Source organism: Streptosporangium lutulentum (assembly GCF_030811455.1).
GTDB lineage: Bacteria > Actinomycetota > Actinomycetes > Streptosporangiales > Streptosporangiaceae > Streptosporangium > Streptosporangium lutulentum.
This window is the reverse complement of record NZ_JAUSQU010000001.1, coordinates 2764935-2778727: the sequence shown is the minus strand read 5'-3', so window position 1 is coordinate 2778727 and position 13793 is coordinate 2764935. Positions and strand designations below refer to the sequence as shown.

Genomic DNA, 13793 nt, shown 5'->3' with positions numbered 1-13793 from the left:
CGTGTGGTTCGACGAGCGCCCGCCCCCGGACTGGACAGTGGAGCTGCCGATCGGGATGGAGTTGCTGAACTCCAATCAGCGGCTTCACCCGATGGTCAAGGCCCGGCTCACGAAGCTGCTGCGCCGCGCTGGCCACGCCGCGGCGAAGGCGCGCGGCGTACCCCACTTCGACCGGGTGTACGTCGTCGGAGAGGTGCGGCCCGTCGACCGGCGCCGCCGCGACCCGGGCAACTGGTATCCATCCGCGAAGGCCGCCGTGGACGGGCTGGTCGACGCCGGCGTGCTCGACGACGACGACCACACCCGCCTGGTCGGCCCGGACATGCGGCTCGGCCCGGTCGTGAAGCGCGGCCAGCTTGCCCTGCACCTCTGGTACGGCTCAGAGGTCACCGACGTACTGGTAGATCCGCTCGCCCCGGTCGTTGGTCGAGCCCGTGTGCCGGTAGGCCGGGTGGCCGGTGGGGGCCACAGGGTTCGGTTCGTCTTCGGGCGAGTACAGCCTGATGGACGGGCTGGGTTTCCTCGGCATCCGCCAGGTGTCGGGCCACCTGCAGTAGCCGATATTGACGCGCTCGCCGTCGTTCGGGCCGCCGAGTAGCTGGATGACCTTCGGGCCCACGTCGTAGAAGTCAGCGAGGTCTCTCACCAGGTGTTCGCCTCGACATGCGGCCTCCGGTAGGCCCACTTCTCGTCGCAGCTCGCCATGTGGGCCTCGATCTCGTACTTGCCTTCCCCGGCCACGGCGCACGGGGTGCAGCAGTACTGGACGCCCTTACGGACGGCCCGCTCACAGTCGGGCTTCTCGCATCCGTAGTAGATGTCCCAGTCGATCCGGATGGGCCAGGACGGGGTCGGACGGTGCTTCTCCAGGCCGTCGACGTCGATCAGGTACGGCTCGATGTCGTAGGTCATCGCGTCACCTCCGGGTGGTCCGTCATCAGGTGGTCGTCGGCCTGCTCGATCACGGCGTTCGTGGGCATCGGCCCGCCGAACTCGTCCTCGACGCGGAACCCGCACGAGCAGCGGAACCAGGATCGGCCGGTGCGCGCCACCACGGCGATCCAGCCGAGCTCGTCGACGTCGGTCAGCTCGTGCTCGATCTCGTAGGCCACTTCCGCAAGCGGAACTGCTTGCGTCATCTCTGTCTGCATACGCCCTCCAACTGCCGATCTAGAAACGGGGGTCCCCTCATGGTCTCCAGCCGCCGCCGGGCCTCGGCCACCGTCGTCGCTGAGCGTAGAGCCAAAGCCGTCCAGATGCGCATCGCGGGCGTCAGCCCCACGGTCATCGCGGAATCCCTCGGTTATGCCTCCTCGGCCGCAGCCGTCAAGGACATCACTCGCGCGATGCAGAAGGCGGCCAAGGCCGAACAGATCGCATCCGAAGAACTCCTGAAGATGGAGATCGACCGGCTGGACCGGCTCATGGCCGGTATCTGGTCCAAGGCTCTGCAGGGCGACGTCAAGGCCGTCGAGCAGGCCGAGAAGCTGATCACGCGCCGTTGCAGTCTGCTGGGCCTCGACTTGATCAACCGCAACGGGTCGGAGAGCTCCGACGCCGTCAGCCTGCTCGGGGCGCTGTTCGCGCAGATGCAGGCCCGGCACACCCCGGCCGGGTTGCCAACGGTGGAGATCGTCGATGCCATCGAGGCCAGCGAGGACGGCGAGTGAGCAAACTCGCGCTCGTCACGCTGTCGCCTGCGCAGGAGCGCAGCATCGCTGAATCCACGGCCCGCATCAACATCTGGACCGGCAGCGTCCGATCCGGAAAGACCATCGCGTCCCTGCTCAGATGGCTGATGTACGTAGCGCAGGCCCCGCGCGGCGGCCACCTGGTCATCGTCGGTAAGACCGCGGACACCATCGCGAGAAACGTTTTCGAGCCGCTGATGGACCCGTCGCTGACGGGACCGATCGCTAAAAGGATCTTCTTTACGCGCGGCGCGCCGACGGCCAACATCCTCGGCCGCCGGGTGGAGATCATCAGCGCAAACGACGTGCGCGCCGAGTCCCGCCTGCGTGGCCTGACCTGCGCGGGCGCGTACGTTGACGAGGCGACGCTGATCCCTGAATCGTTCTGGGACCAGCTCCTCGCCCGCTGCTCCGTCACCGGCAGCAAGATCTTCGCGACGACGAACCCGGACGCGCCGAACCACTGGCTGAGGAAGAGGTTCCTCCTCAGGTCGCATGAGCTGGACCTGAAGTGGTGGCACTTCATCCTCGACGACAACCCCGCGCTCGACCCGGTGTACGTCAGCAATCTGAAAAGCGAGTACACGGGCCTGTGGTACCGCCGATACGTCCTCGGCGAGTGGTGCATGGCCGAAGGCGCGATCTTCGACATGTGGGACCCGGAGCGGCACATCGTGGACTCGATTCCGCTCATGGAACGGTGGCTCGGCGTCGGGATCGACTACGGCACCGTCAACCCGTTCTCAGCGATCCTCGCTGGAGTGTCCACCCCGGACAGGGAGGGGCAGCGCAGGGTCTATCTGGTGTCGGAGTGGCGGTGGGACTCCCGCCTGGAGCGCAGGCAGCTCACCGACGCCGAGTACTCCAAGAAGGTCAGCGAGTGGCTGGACAACGTCCCCGACACCTACGGCCCCGGCACCCGGGGCGTCCGGCCGGACTGGATCATTGTTGACCCCAGCGCGGCGAGCTTCGTGACCCAATTGCATCACGACGGGATGCTGCCGCAGCTCGGCGACAACTCCGTGCTCGACGGCATCCGCACCGTGTCCAACTTGATCGCCGCTGACCAACTGCGGGTGCACCGCTCCTGCGCGGGCTGGCTCGGTGAAATCGGCTCCTACTCCTGGGACGACCGGAAAGCCGAGAAGGGCGACGACGCTCCGGTCAAGCTCGATGACCACAGCCTCGACGCCGGCCGGTACATCCTGCACACCACGCAGGCGGCATGGATGCCGCTGATGGAGGCCGTCTCGAACTTCTGACGCTAGCTCTACCGCTGGCGTTACAGACCCCGCACTCCACCGGGTGCGGGCGGCTCCGCGCTGACCTTCCGCAGCGCGTCGAGCCTCGGTGCTCTTGGCCTCCGCGCAGTTGAGGGGCTGCGCGGAGGCCAAGACCACCTAATTCATCTCACCCCGTGAGGAGAGTCATGGCTGATTTTCAGTTCAACATCAGCAAGGGCCGCGCCGTCGAGCTGTACAACCGGGTCAAGACCGGCGACCCGGCCGACAGCGCGCTGCTCCTGGTCGTCCTGGCCGAGGAGGACGTTGAGTCCGATGCGGTCCTCAAGGACAAGGACACGCTGGCTGACGTCCTCGCGGGCGCCACCAACGAGGCGACCAACGGCGGGTACGTCCGTAAGGTCCTGACGGCGGCTGACCTCGGTGTCCTCAGCCCTGACGACGCGAACGACCGCATCGACCTCGACATCCCCGACCAGACGTGGACCAACGTCCTGCCGGGCTCGAACTGGGCGAAGATCGCCATCTGCTACCGGCCAGCGACCGAATCGGCCGACAGCGAGATCATCCCGCTGACCAGCCACGACTTCCCCATGATCCCGGACGGCTCCAACATGGTCGCCCAGATCGACTCCGTCGGCTTCTTCCGGGCGGTGTGACGACATGGCCAAGTACTTCGCGGGCGCGGCCGGTGTGACCACTGGAACCGCCAAGAAGACCCTGCTGCAGATGCTCGCCGGGGCGCAGCGCAACGGCCTGTACGAGGCAACGATCAGCTTCCGGGGCGTCTCCGGCATCGCGCAGCCGGTGCTCGTCACCGTCGAGCGACAGACCACCGCAGGCACCGGCGGCGCCAACCTGGCCACGAACTGGGGCCCGAACCCGATCGACCCCGCCTCCCCGGCCTCGGTCAGCACCTTCCTGCAAGGGCCAGCCGCCGCGGTGTGGACGGCAGAGCCGACCTCGGCCGAAGTCCTGGCCGCGATCGAGATTCACCCGCAGTCCGGCGTGATCTACCAGATTCCGCTCGGCGACGAAATCGTGGTCAACGCGGCAGGCCGGATCGCGATCGTCTGCACCGCCGCCGCCGCTGTAGCCGCCACCGCGACCATGCGCTGGCGCGAGGGCATCTGACGGCTTCTCGCTGATTGGGGGTCGCCGTGGCGACGCTTATTGAGGACTTTGAGGACGCCACGTACGCATTCCCGATTACGGGCGGGTGGACACGGTCCAGTCAGCTTGCGTCCTCCGGCTTTTATTCGCTCCGCAGCGCGACCATCGCAGACAGCGGAGTCTCGGAAGCGGTGATCCCGTTGCCCGCCGGGGCGACGGAGGTCACCTTCCGGTACCGCGTCTCCTCGGAAGAAAAATACGACTTCTTCCGCTTCTTCATCGGCTCAATGGAGATGCTGGCCGTCTCGGGCGATGTGGCGTGGACGCAGGCCGCTACCTATGACGTGACCGGCGCGTCCGGGATCTCCTTCCAATACACCAAAGACCCCTCGCAGCCCGGGGGCCTGGACGCCGCCTTCGTCGACCAGATCACGTTTACGGTGCCCGACAGTGGCGGCAGCGCCGAGGTCAAGCGGGTCGCGGCCCGCTACACCGGCACTGCCACCTCGTTGACGCACACCATCTCGTGGACGGCCCCGACCCCGGGGACGCGGCTGATCGTGGCGGTCAACAGCCACGTCAGCATTTCGTCTGTTTCGCCTGGTTGGGTGAAGGACGGAGGCGACGACGCTCGGGCGTTCTTCTCGAAGATCTCCACAGCGGCGGATACGTCCATCACGATCACTCTGGCTACAGCTGATCCACGGTTGTTCGCCACCGTGTATGAACGCGACGACTGCCAGGAGCTGATGCCTCAGGCTGTGGGCCAGACCGGCGGCTTCAGCGTGACCTCCCTGTCGGTGAGCGGCACGGTGCTTCCAGCGGCGGCCGGGCGGGTGTTCGGCATCGCCAAGTCTGGCACCGGCGTGGGTGGAATCTCCTGGTCACCGTCCATGGCCTTGGACTACAGCACCAGCGGGACGAACAACTACTGCTCCTTCTCCTCCGGTCCGATACCGGTACCCGGATCACGGATATTCACCGCCTCGGGCTACACCTCCACCACCGCGTTTTTCGCGTCGATGGCGGTCGCCTGCTACGGCAACCAGCGCGCCGCCCCCAGGGCCCCGAGACCGTCCTCCATCGCGGCCATGCGCGCCGCTACCTGGTGATAAGGAGGTAGCGGATGCCGCGTCTTGGTCGCGGGTTTCCGGCGAGATCGGTCGTCACCGGCCGGGTCCGCAGCGACGTCATCATCCTCCCGTTGGGGCAGGTCACCGAAACCGGCACACCGGGCGCGATAACGCCCGGTAAGGCTCGCGTAGCCGGTCAGGTCACCGAGAGCGGGACCGTTCAGCCGGTCGGCCGGACGAAGACCCGCCTGCTGGGCCTGGTCGTCGAGGCTGGCGAGACGCGCCCGGTCCAGCCGGTCAAGGCCCGCTGCGTCGCGCAGGTCGTTGAGACCGGGACGGTGTGGGACTTCGGCCGATCGAAGATCGCACCTCTGGGCCTGGTGGCCGAGACCGGGCAGGCTCTGCCGATCAGCGCGACCGTCCGCGTGAACCTGGTCGTCGAGACCGGGCACGTTCGGCCGATCATGCCCGTGAAGGCCCGCCGCCTGGGCCTGGTCGTCGAGACCGGGCACACCCAGCCGATCGCCTTCGCGATGAGTCACCGCCTGGGCCTGGTCGTTGAGACCGGGCAGGCCAGGCCGGTTCACCGGGCCAAGGCCCGGCAGCTCGCGCAGGCCACCGAGACCGGCACCGCTTGGCCGATCCTGCGCCGAACACCCCCGCTGAAGGCCAGCCCGCCGTGGGTGGCGTGGCAGGCATCCTCCCCGCGCACCGACTGGTCCGCGGGCTCTCCCACTACGTAGGAGGTCTCTGCAGTGGAACCGATCTCCTCGCTCTCCCGCCCGTATTTGTACATCCAGGTCGACGGCGCATCCGGATCCGAGGAGGTGGAGATCGCCTTCACGAACCCTGGCGGCGAGCCGGCCGAAGACGACTGGCTCACCGCGGAGTGGGCCAGCAGCACCGGGACGGGTGCGCGGGCGCGCATTCTCATCGGCCCCGGCGGCGCGGTCGCTCTGCCGGACGGCACCTACATGGCGTGGATCCGGGTGAACGGAGCCGTTGAACGGCCCGTGCTCCCGTCCGGCCTCGTCCCCATCACCTGATTGAGACCCCCGTGACTGTCGACGAAGCGGTGAACCATGCCGCACGCCTGCTGGAGCAGGCCGAACTGGAATTGACGAACCTGCCGCTGATGGAGCGGCTGGACAACCTGGCCAGTTCCTGGCTCTCAATGGCGCATCTGCTGAACGAACGAGAGGTGGTGTGATGCCGCTCCCCACACACGACCAGGAGTGGCCGCCGCCGCATATGCGGGCCGAGATGCGCCTGTACGGGCAGCATGGGGCCTGGTACTCCGGTGACCCTGACCGGCTCGCTGAGGTGTACGGCAACGGTGCGGTGACGCCGGGCCTGGGCCTGGACCTCAAGGGCTGGGATAGGCCGCTGCAGTTCGCGGGTGGCGCTATTGGTCGCGTCGCCCGCTGGTTCTGGGGCAGTCCGATCCCGGCCGGGCAGAGTCGCAGCACGAAGCTTCACGTTCCGTTGGCGGCGGATATCGCCTCCAAGTCCGCGGACCTGCTGTTCAGCGAGCCGCCGACGCTACGCGCGGCCGGGAAGAAAACCCAGAAGCGCCTCGACCAGATCATGAACGAAGGCTCGGTGTACGCCGGGCTGCTGGAGGCCGGCGAGCTGTGCTCCGCGTACGGCGGGTCGTATTGGCGGGTCGGCTGGGACACCGAGATGGCCGACTACCCGGTGTACGACTCGCTGCCCGCCGACAGCGCGGTGCCTGAGTTCCACTCGGGTCGGCTTCGCGCGGTGACGTTCTGGCGGGTCGTGGGGGAGGACCAGAAGGTCGTCTGGCGGCATCTGGAAAGGCACGAGAAAGGCCGCGTCTACCACGGCCTTTACCAGGGTGACGACAGCCGTCTTGGCCACCCTGTGCCGTTGGAGGAGCACCCGGCAACCGAGGGGTTCGCCGCGATCGTAGACGCGGACGGCGGGTTCGACTCCGGCTATCCAAAGGGCTTGCTTGTTCACTACGTGCCGAACATGAGGCCGCACCGGACGTTGCGCGGCACCAACCTGGGCCGCAGCGACTACGCCGGGGTCGAGCCGCTGATGGACGCCCTGGACGAGACCTACACGAGCTGGATGCGTGACCTGCGGCTCGGCAAAAGCCGGATCATCGTGCCCGAGGTCTACCTGCAGAACACCGGCCGCGGCCGGGGCTCGTACTGGGACCCGGACCGGGAGATCTACTCCGGTATCGGCATGCTGCCGCCCGCGAACGGCAGCGGCAACATGATCACTCTGTCGCAGTTCGAGATCCGCGTCGAGGAGCACTGGAAGACCGCCAAGACCCTCGTCGCGGCGATCGTCCGTGGCGCTGGCTACTCGGTGCAGTCGTTCGGCGAGGCCGGCGAAGGTGTCGAAGCCACCGCGACGGAGATTCACTCCCGTGAGCGGCAGTCCCTCACCACACGCGGCCGGAAGATCGGCTACAACACTCCCGCTCTGGCATGGCTGGGCGAGTGCCTGCTGTCGGTGGATCACTACATCTACAAGACGAAGGTGTCCGGCGAACGTCCGCAGGTCGAGTGGCCGGACGGCGTGTTCCTGGAGACCGAGGGCGTCGCCCGCACCGTGGACCTGTTGAACCGCGCGCAGTCCGCGTCCATCGACACCCGTATCCGGATGGTTCACCCGGATTGGGACGAGGAGCAGGTCGGCGCGGAGAAGCGGCGCCTGCGTGACGAGCTGGGCCTGAACGTGCCGGATCCGGCGACGTTCACCGACCAGATCATCCCCGACGAGGCTGACGACCTCTGATGGCTGAGGCGATAGCGGCGGTCGAGGAGCGTATCGAGCTCGCCATGGCGATCTCCGCGACGTACGCCGACGCTGAGGAGCACCTGTTCGAGGTCATCGGTAAGGCCGTAGCGAAAGGCACCAGCCCGCAGTACGCCGCTGACCGACTCGCTGCGATCAAGGAGCTCAGCGCCCAAGCGGAGAAGGTCCTCAAGGATCTGGAAACGCTCGCGTCTGAACTCCTCAAGAAGGGCGTCACCCAGGCATGGGAAGACGGCCTGCAGCGAGCGGCGGAGGAACTGGACCAGTTGGGCTCGGAGGGTGCTCTCACCCCCGGGCAGGGCCTGGTGCAGCTTCTGAAGGAGTCGCTGGGCCTGCTGCCGCCTCTGACTACGGGCGCTTTGCGGATGGTCAACGACATCTACCGGCAGGTGATTGCGGAGACGACGCCGTTGGCGTTGACCGGCGCGGTCACGCGGTTGCAGGCGACGACCGCGGCGCTGCAGAAGTTCGCCGCGAAGGGCATCAGCGGGTTCGTTGACTCGAAGAACCGCACCTGGTCTATCTCGGCGTACGCGGAGATGGCGGCCCGGACGGCGATGGCGCGGGCGGCGAACGAGGGGCATCTGTCGACGCTTCGGGAGAACGGCCGCGACCTGGTGATTGTTTCGCGGGCTCCGTACCGGTGCCCGGTGTGCAAGCCGTGGGAGGGCAAGATCCTGTCTCAGGCCGGCACGGCGGGGGACCGGAAGGAGACGAATGTCCTGACGGGCAATCCGGTCACGGTGAAGGTCGCGGGGACCGTTGCTGATGCTCGCGAGGCTGGGCTCCAGCATCCGAACTGCAAGCACACCTTCTCGGTGTATCTGCCTGGTCTGACGAAGCCGCCGCCGAAGCTGATGACGACGGGCACGTACGAGGACTCGCAGGAGCAGCGGCGCCTGGAGCGGCAGATCCGTGGGTGGAAGCGGCGTGCGGCGGCGGCCCCGGAGGGCAGCTCGGAGAAGAAGGCCGCGAACCAGCACGTCAAGGCTTATCAGGCGCAGATGCGTGAGCACCTGGACAAGACGGGACTGCTGCGGCAGTCGGCTCGTGAGCGGGTTCGTCCTGATGAGACGACTTCGCCGGATCTTCATCCGTCGTTGGTGCCTCCGAAGCCGAAGCCGAAGCCTGCTCCGCCGACGCCGACGCCGACGCCGACACCTGCGCCTGCGTCGACACCTGCGCTCACGGGCGTCGAGGCCGGCGACTTCAGCAAACTCCGCCAAGTCGGCGGCCAGGGCGGCAGCAACCCGGGCGGCCTGTTCGAGGACGAGAACGGCAACCGCTACTACGTCAAAACCCAGAAGTCCGAACAGCATGCCGCCAACGAGATCGCGTCCACGCGCCTCTACGCCGCAGCAGGCATTCGCGTTCCGGAGATCCACCGTGGTCGCGGAGCGCCGGGCCTTCCGGACGGCGTGCAGACTGCGAGCCGCATCATCGACGGCGTTCAGACGACTCCCGAGAAGCTACGGGGCCCAGCTCGGGAAGGGTTCGCCGTCGATGCGTGGCTGGCGAACTGGGACACCGCTGGTCTGACGTTCGACAACATGCTGCTGACCGACAGCGGCGACGTCGCCCGGATCGACACCGGCGGCTCGATGCTGTTCCGGGCGCAGGGTGATCCCAAGGGTGACGCGTTCGGCGACACGGTGCCCGAGTGGACAACCATGCGCGATAAGGGCACGGCGCCCCAGGCCAGCCGACTCTTCTCTGACATGACCCCGGCCGAAGAGTTGGCCGCCCTCAAACGGGTCGAGCAGGTCACCCCAGACGCGATCCGCAGCATCGTGGCTGACTCCGGGCTTCCGGAGAGCATCGCGGACAAGCTGATCGCACGCCGGGCCGACCTCCTGCAGCGCCTCCCCGCCTCCGACCGCCGTACGTCTTCGATGCGGGACGCTGCTCGCCACCGGACGAACTCCGAGGGCATGCGGTGGCTTCAGGACAAAATGCCCGCGATCCCAAGTGACCAGTGGGTTCGCGAGGAACGTCGGGCGATCTGGGATTACACCGGTAACTCCTTCACGTCGATGAACAACGCTCTGCGGCGGGGAGGCGGCAGCTCCGCGACCATGAAGCGGATCGACGATCTCGACAAGGCGATGACTCGGCAGAAGGTTCCCGAGTCGGTCATCGTGCATCGAGGTGTTGACTCTGGCTACACCCAGGCCAACGGCGTGGACATCAACTCTCCGGACGAGATGTACGGGCTGATCGGCCGGGTCATGCGGGACAAGGCGTACATGTCCACGAGCGTGGGCCAGCGGGCCGCGTTCACCTACCAGCCGATCAGGCTGATGCTGCGTGTGCCTGGCGGCCACGAAGCGATCAACGTGGACGGGCTTTCGGCGAATCCAGGCGAACGCGAATTGCTCTTGCGTCGCGACACAACTTACATTGTTCATTCAGTGTATAAAGTGGGCTCGAAATGGTTCATTGAAGCGGAAGTCGTCCCCGATGATTGGTTCGATGACGCGCCGCTTGACGATTGGCAGCCTGACGCATTCGGTGACGCCCACACCGGCTACTAAACGTAGGGGGATGATGTAGGAATGGCTGAGAACGAGGAACCCGTACATCCGCGGTTCACCGAGACCATCACCGTCGTCGGCAGGACGGCGAGCACCTACAGCAGCAAGGCCGCCAACAAGGACGACGTCCGCCGAGCGTCGCTGAGGGACCGGGCTGGCCAGGTCCTCGGCAACGTGTGGACGGATGGCCAGGAAGCGGCCGGGTTCGTCCCGAGCGAGAACGCGGGCATGGCCGGTATCACGGCGCAATCGCGGCTGTGGGGCATTCTCAGGAACGCCTACGCCTCGGGTAGACCCGCCCGCGATGTTCTCGACCCCGCCCTGTACGCCCCTGAGTTTGAGCTGGTCGTCGACTAGCTCATCCCGCACCACCACGTGAAAGGCCCGCCCGGTGCGGGCCTTTTTCATTTCTAGGCGCACCCCACCAGGTGCGCCTTTTTTCATGCCGCCCGCAGGCCGGGCGGTGTGCGGCGCCCGCAGGCCGGGCGGCACATCACCGATTCAAGGAGACATCCATGGCTGACGAGGCGATCGAGGTCAACTCCACGGAAGACCGGACCACAGAGCCCGCTCCGGAGGCGACCACCTCCGAGCAGGTTCCGGTTGTCGAGGACGGAGAGAAGGGCAAGCCGGACGCGCGGAAGGTCGACGACCTGCCCGCGTGGGCTCAGGCCGAGCTGCGTCGTGCTCGTAATGACGCGGTGAAGTACCGGACGCAGCTCCAGCAGCAGACCGAGCAGCAGGCCCCGGCCGGGCCGTCCCCGGAGGAGATCGCCGAGCAGGCCAAGGCGGAGCTCGCGCAGCAGATCGGTAAGGCCTTGGGCTTCGTCCAGGAGGAGGAGAAGCCGGTCGATCCGAAAACCGTGATCGACACGCTGACCTCCGAGCGGGACAACACGGCCAAGGAAAGGGACGCCGAGCGGGAGCTGCACCGCCGGACGCAGGTCGAGCTGGGGGTCCACCGGACCTCGTTGAAGCTCGCGGCGGACGGCGACGCGCTGCTCGACTCCCGGTCGTTCCTTCGCAGTATCAAGGACCTCGACCCTAACGCTGCTGACTTCGGCACCTCCCTGGAGGAGCGGATTCAGCAGGCGATCGAGGACAACCCGAAATTCAAGGCGGCGTCCCTGGTGGGTCCGCCTGCCCGATCCGGAGGGGAGTTCACCGGCGGGCCCGGTGGTCGATCCGGCGATTCCGAAACCAAGTCCGTCGACGACTTCCGGAAGGCGCGTCGCGCCTCGAAGTCCAACACCAAGGAGTAGCCCACCATGGCTAACACGTTTCTCACTCCCACTGTGATCGCCCGCGCCGCGCTGGCCACCCTGTACGAAACCACGGTCATGGCGCAGCTCGTGCACAGGGACTACGACGAGGAGTTCGCCGCGCGGATCGGCGAAACCGTCAACGTCAGGAAGCCGGCGGTCTTCACGGCGCAGGAGTACGTGCGCGCGAACGGTATCCAGATCCAGAACGCGCAGGAGACCAGCATCCCGGTCACCCTGAACCACTTCGCCGACGTGTCCTTCGCGGTCACCACGGAGGAGCTCACGCTTCGGATTGAAGATTTCGGGGTGCAGCTCCTCAACCCGGCGATGGAGGCCATCGCGCAGAAGATCGACCGGGACATCCTGGCCCTGCGGGACGACGTCAGGCAGGAGGTCGGTGTCGTCGGACAGTTCCCGGCGAACCCGGCCGGTGCGAACGTCAAGCCCTTCAGCGACCCGCGTACCGCGATCGACGCCAGGCGAGTGCTCAACCAGCGCAACGTTCCCAGCGCGGACCGCTACATGGTCGTCGGTCCGGAGCTTGAGGCGCTGTGGCTGCAGGACGACCTGTTCAACAGGGCGGACGCGAGGGGCGACACGGACGGTCTGCGTGAGGCGTCCCTCGGCAGGCGTGTCTTTGGTTTTGATCCTTACCAGACGCAAAACATCAAGGTGCCTGCTCAGACCGTCGGCAACTCCACCACGGAGGTCGGCGTCGCCTTCCACCGGACCGCGTTTGCCCTGGTCACGAGGCCCCTGGTGCTGCCGCAGGGTGCGGCCAACGCCGCTGTCGCCTCGTACAAGGGTTTCGGTCTGCGCGTAGTCATGGATTACGACATCGACAAAAAGCAGGACGTCGTCAGCATCGACTGCCTGTACGGCACCAAGACCCTGGACTACGACCGGGCCGTGCTCATCAAGGGCGCCGACGTCGACTGATCCATCACGCTAGCGCTTCAGATAGCGTCTCCGGCCCGCCCACCCCCGGGGCGGGCCTCCCATCTCCAAGCCTCACGGAGGGAGCACTGATGGGTTACCAGGTCTACACAGTGGATGGACACGCTGGCGAGATCGACCTGTCCGCCGTTCGCACGTTCACCAAGGAATACCGCGTTCCCGAGGGCAAGTCCGGCACCTACATGGTGACCAGGATTCCGAGCGGCTGCACGGCCATCGCCGTGCGCGCCTACCGCGCTGGCGGGACGGGCGGCACCGTCAACGCCCAGCGCAACGGGGGCGACCTGCTCGCCGAGAACCTCGCCACCGCGACCGATGGGTGGACGGGCTGGACAGCGCTGCAGAACGCGGCGTTCGCAGCAGGCGACACCCTGTCCGTCACCGTCGCGGACCCCGCCGGCAGCCCGGCAGAGGTGATCGTGCAGGTCGATCTCCGAGTGAATCCGTAGGTGGCTCGCATGTACGTCTACCGCAACAGCAACACGGGTGACTGCTGGGAGACCCCGAAGCGGTCAGTCCGACTCGATCACCTGTCGAACTGGCTGCTGATCGACGCCCCCGAGGAAGCCCCGGACCCCGACCCGGAACCGGTGCCCGCGCCGAGCACCGTCACCATCCCCATGGTGCCGTCGCGATCCACGCGGCCTCTCGACACCGAGCCCAAAGCCGAGTGGGTCGCCTACGCGGTCCACTGCGGCATGGCTGAGAAGGACGCCAAGGCGCTCAGCAAGGCGTCGCTGGTGAAGGAGTTCGGCCAGGAGGAGGACAACGATGGCTAGAGCTGATCTGCCGGTCACGCCGATGACCCGCGCTGGCCACGACCTGGCGGGCGCGCTGCCCACGCTTGCCACCGTGGACGGCCACATGTTCGTGAACAACGGCCGCCGCATGGTTCGCGTGAAGAACAGCAACGGCGCTGCGCGGACGGTCACGGTGCAGATCCCCGGCGAGGTCGAGGGGCAGCCCATCCCGGACCGCCCCTACACGGTGGAGGCGACCACCGGGGACCTGCTGATCCCGCCGCTGCCCGCGATCTACAACCAGGCCAACGGCAAGGTCTACCTGGACTACTCGGACCCGGCCGGCCTGTCGGTCGAGGTCCTTGAATTGCCTGCGGGGTAGC

General features: G+C 66.9%; 19 protein-coding genes. 17 read left to right on the top strand and 2 right to left on the bottom strand.

Features of this window, described 5'->3' with window-relative positions; genetic code table 11:
• Position 1 precedes the first annotated feature (1 nt).
• A complete protein-coding gene (locus J2853_RS12120; RefSeq protein ID WP_307557375.1) occupies positions 2–598 on the top strand; it encodes a hypothetical protein in 597 nt (198 codons plus the stop codon).
• Between the two features lie 44 nt (positions 599–642).
• Here J2853_RS12120 and J2853_RS12115 read toward each other — a convergent pair whose 3' ends face one another.
• Together J2853_RS12115 and J2853_RS12110 are read right to left on the bottom strand one after the other, a co-directional pair.
• Entirely contained in the window at positions 643–912 is a 270-nt protein-coding gene (locus tag J2853_RS12115) for a hypothetical protein (RefSeq protein ID WP_307557373.1), read from the bottom strand.
• Positions 909–1139 (bottom strand): hypothetical protein, encoded by a 231-nt coding sequence (locus tag J2853_RS12110; RefSeq protein ID WP_307557371.1) that lies wholly within the window; start codon positions 1137–1139, stop codon positions 909–911. The genes J2853_RS12115 and J2853_RS12110 overlap by 4 nt, the downstream gene beginning before the upstream one ends.
• A 117-nt stretch (positions 1140–1256) precedes the next feature.
• Here J2853_RS12110 and J2853_RS12105 point away from each other — a divergent pair, with 117 nt between their 5' ends.
• The 16 genes from J2853_RS12105 (at position 1257) to J2853_RS12030 (ending at position 13792) form a co-directional block, all read left to right on the top strand.
• Positions 1257–1670: a hypothetical protein gene (locus J2853_RS12105; protein WP_307557369.1), complete on the top strand. Its 414-nt coding sequence runs from the start codon at positions 1257–1259 to the stop codon at positions 1668–1670.
• Positions 1667–2953 (top strand): PBSX family phage terminase large subunit, encoded by a 1287-nt coding sequence (locus tag J2853_RS12100; protein WP_307557367.1) that lies wholly within the window; start codon positions 1667–1669, stop codon positions 2951–2953. The genes J2853_RS12105 and J2853_RS12100 overlap by 4 nt, the downstream gene beginning before the upstream one ends.
• Before the next feature lie 167 nt (positions 2954–3120).
• Positions 3121–3591, top strand: coding sequence for a hypothetical protein (locus J2853_RS12095; RefSeq protein ID WP_307557365.1), 471 nt, complete (start codon positions 3121–3123; stop codon positions 3589–3591).
• Positions 3592–3595: 4 nt separating this feature from the next.
• Positions 3596–4066 (top strand): hypothetical protein, encoded by a 471-nt coding sequence (locus J2853_RS12090; RefSeq protein WP_307557363.1) that lies wholly within the window; start codon positions 3596–3598, stop codon positions 4064–4066.
• A 26-nt stretch (positions 4067–4092) separates the two neighbouring features.
• Positions 4093–5157, top strand: coding sequence for a hypothetical protein (locus tag J2853_RS12085; RefSeq protein ID WP_307557361.1), 1065 nt, complete (start codon positions 4093–4095; stop codon positions 5155–5157).
• Positions 5158–5171: 14 nt separating this feature from the next.
• Positions 5172–5861: a hypothetical protein gene (locus J2853_RS12080; protein WP_307557359.1), complete on the top strand. Its 690-nt coding sequence runs from the start codon at positions 5172–5174 to the stop codon at positions 5859–5861.
• A 12-nt stretch (positions 5862–5873) separates the two neighbouring features.
• A complete protein-coding gene (locus tag J2853_RS12075; RefSeq protein WP_307557357.1) occupies positions 5874–6164 on the top strand; it encodes a hypothetical protein in 291 nt (96 codons plus the stop codon).
• An 11-nt stretch (positions 6165–6175) separates the two neighbouring features.
• Positions 6176–6328: a hypothetical protein gene (locus J2853_RS12070; protein WP_307557355.1), complete on the top strand. Its 153-nt coding sequence runs from the start codon at positions 6176–6178 to the stop codon at positions 6326–6328.
• The gene (locus tag J2853_RS12065; protein ID WP_307557353.1) at positions 6328–7893 is read left to right on the top strand and encodes a phage portal protein; all 1566 of its coding nucleotides are present in this window, start codon (positions 6328–6330) and stop codon (positions 7891–7893) included. The genes J2853_RS12070 and J2853_RS12065 overlap by 1 nt, the downstream gene beginning before the upstream one ends.
• Positions 7893–10448, top strand: coding sequence for a phage minor capsid protein (locus J2853_RS12060; RefSeq protein ID WP_307557351.1), 2556 nt, complete (start codon positions 7893–7895; stop codon positions 10446–10448). Before J2853_RS12065 ends, J2853_RS12060 begins: the two co-directional genes overlap by 1 nt.
• A 21-nt stretch (positions 10449–10469) precedes the next feature.
• The gene (locus tag J2853_RS12055) at positions 10470–10805 is read left to right on the top strand and encodes a hypothetical protein (RefSeq protein ID WP_307557349.1); all 336 of its coding nucleotides are present in this window, start codon (positions 10470–10472) and stop codon (positions 10803–10805) included.
• A gap of 158 nt (positions 10806–10963) precedes the next feature.
• On the top strand, positions 10964–11710 hold the full coding sequence (locus tag J2853_RS12050) for a hypothetical protein (RefSeq protein ID WP_307557347.1): 747 nt from the start codon (positions 10964–10966) through the stop codon (positions 11708–11710).
• Between the two features lie 6 nt (positions 11711–11716).
• A complete protein-coding gene (locus tag J2853_RS12045) occupies positions 11717–12652 on the top strand; it encodes a major capsid protein (protein WP_307557345.1) in 936 nt (311 codons plus the stop codon).
• 89 nt (positions 12653–12741) lie between these two features.
• Entirely contained in the window at positions 12742–13119 is a 378-nt protein-coding gene (locus tag J2853_RS12040) for a hypothetical protein (protein WP_307557343.1), read from the top strand.
• Between the two features lie 9 nt (positions 13120–13128).
• Positions 13129–13449 carry a hypothetical protein gene (locus J2853_RS12035; RefSeq protein ID WP_307557341.1) on the top strand — a complete coding sequence of 107 codons (321 nt, stop codon included), beginning with the start codon at positions 13129–13131 and terminating at the stop codon, positions 13447–13449.
• On the top strand, positions 13442–13792 hold the full coding sequence (locus J2853_RS12030; RefSeq protein ID WP_307557339.1) for a hypothetical protein: 351 nt from the start codon (positions 13442–13444) through the stop codon (positions 13790–13792). Before J2853_RS12035 ends, J2853_RS12030 begins: the two co-directional genes overlap by 8 nt.
• The last annotated feature ends 1 nt before the right edge of the window (position 13793 follow it).

Excerpts from the sequence above, each read along its gene's own strand:
- J2853_RS12115 (WP_307557373.1), bottom strand. The coding sequence starts at position 912 with ATGACCTACGACATCGAGCCGTACCTGATCGACGTCGACGGCCTGGAG.
- J2853_RS12110 (WP_307557371.1), bottom strand. The coding sequence starts at position 1,139 with ATGACGCAAGCAGTTCCGCTTGCGGAAGTGGCCTACGAGATCGAGCAC.
- J2853_RS12105 (WP_307557369.1), top strand. The coding sequence starts at position 1,257 with ATGCGCATCGCGGGCGTCAGCCCCACGGTCATCGCGGAATCCCTCGGT.
- J2853_RS12095 (WP_307557365.1), top strand. The coding sequence starts at position 3,121 with ATGGCTGATTTTCAGTTCAACATCAGCAAGGGCCGCGCCGTCGAGCTG.
- J2853_RS12090 (WP_307557363.1), top strand. The coding sequence starts at position 3,596 with ATGGCCAAGTACTTCGCGGGCGCGGCCGGTGTGACCACTGGAACCGCC.
- J2853_RS12080 (WP_307557359.1), top strand. The coding sequence starts at position 5,172 with ATGCCGCGTCTTGGTCGCGGGTTTCCGGCGAGATCGGTCGTCACCGGC.
- J2853_RS12065 (WP_307557353.1), top strand. The coding sequence starts at position 6,328 with ATGCCGCTCCCCACACACGACCAGGAGTGGCCGCCGCCGCATATGCGG.
- J2853_RS12060 (WP_307557351.1), top strand. The coding sequence starts at position 7,893 with ATGGCTGAGGCGATAGCGGCGGTCGAGGAGCGTATCGAGCTCGCCATG.
- J2853_RS12055 (WP_307557349.1), top strand. The coding sequence starts at position 10,470 with ATGGCTGAGAACGAGGAACCCGTACATCCGCGGTTCACCGAGACCATC.
- J2853_RS12050 (WP_307557347.1), top strand. The coding sequence starts at position 10,964 with ATGGCTGACGAGGCGATCGAGGTCAACTCCACGGAAGACCGGACCACA.
- J2853_RS12045 (WP_307557345.1), top strand. The coding sequence starts at position 11,717 with ATGGCTAACACGTTTCTCACTCCCACTGTGATCGCCCGCGCCGCGCTG.
- J2853_RS12040 (WP_307557343.1), top strand. The coding sequence starts at position 12,742 with ATGGGTTACCAGGTCTACACAGTGGATGGACACGCTGGCGAGATCGAC.
- J2853_RS12035 (WP_307557341.1), top strand. The coding sequence starts at position 13,129 with ATGTACGTCTACCGCAACAGCAACACGGGTGACTGCTGGGAGACCCCG.
- J2853_RS12030 (WP_307557339.1), top strand. The coding sequence starts at position 13,442 with ATGGCTAGAGCTGATCTGCCGGTCACGCCGATGACCCGCGCTGGCCAC.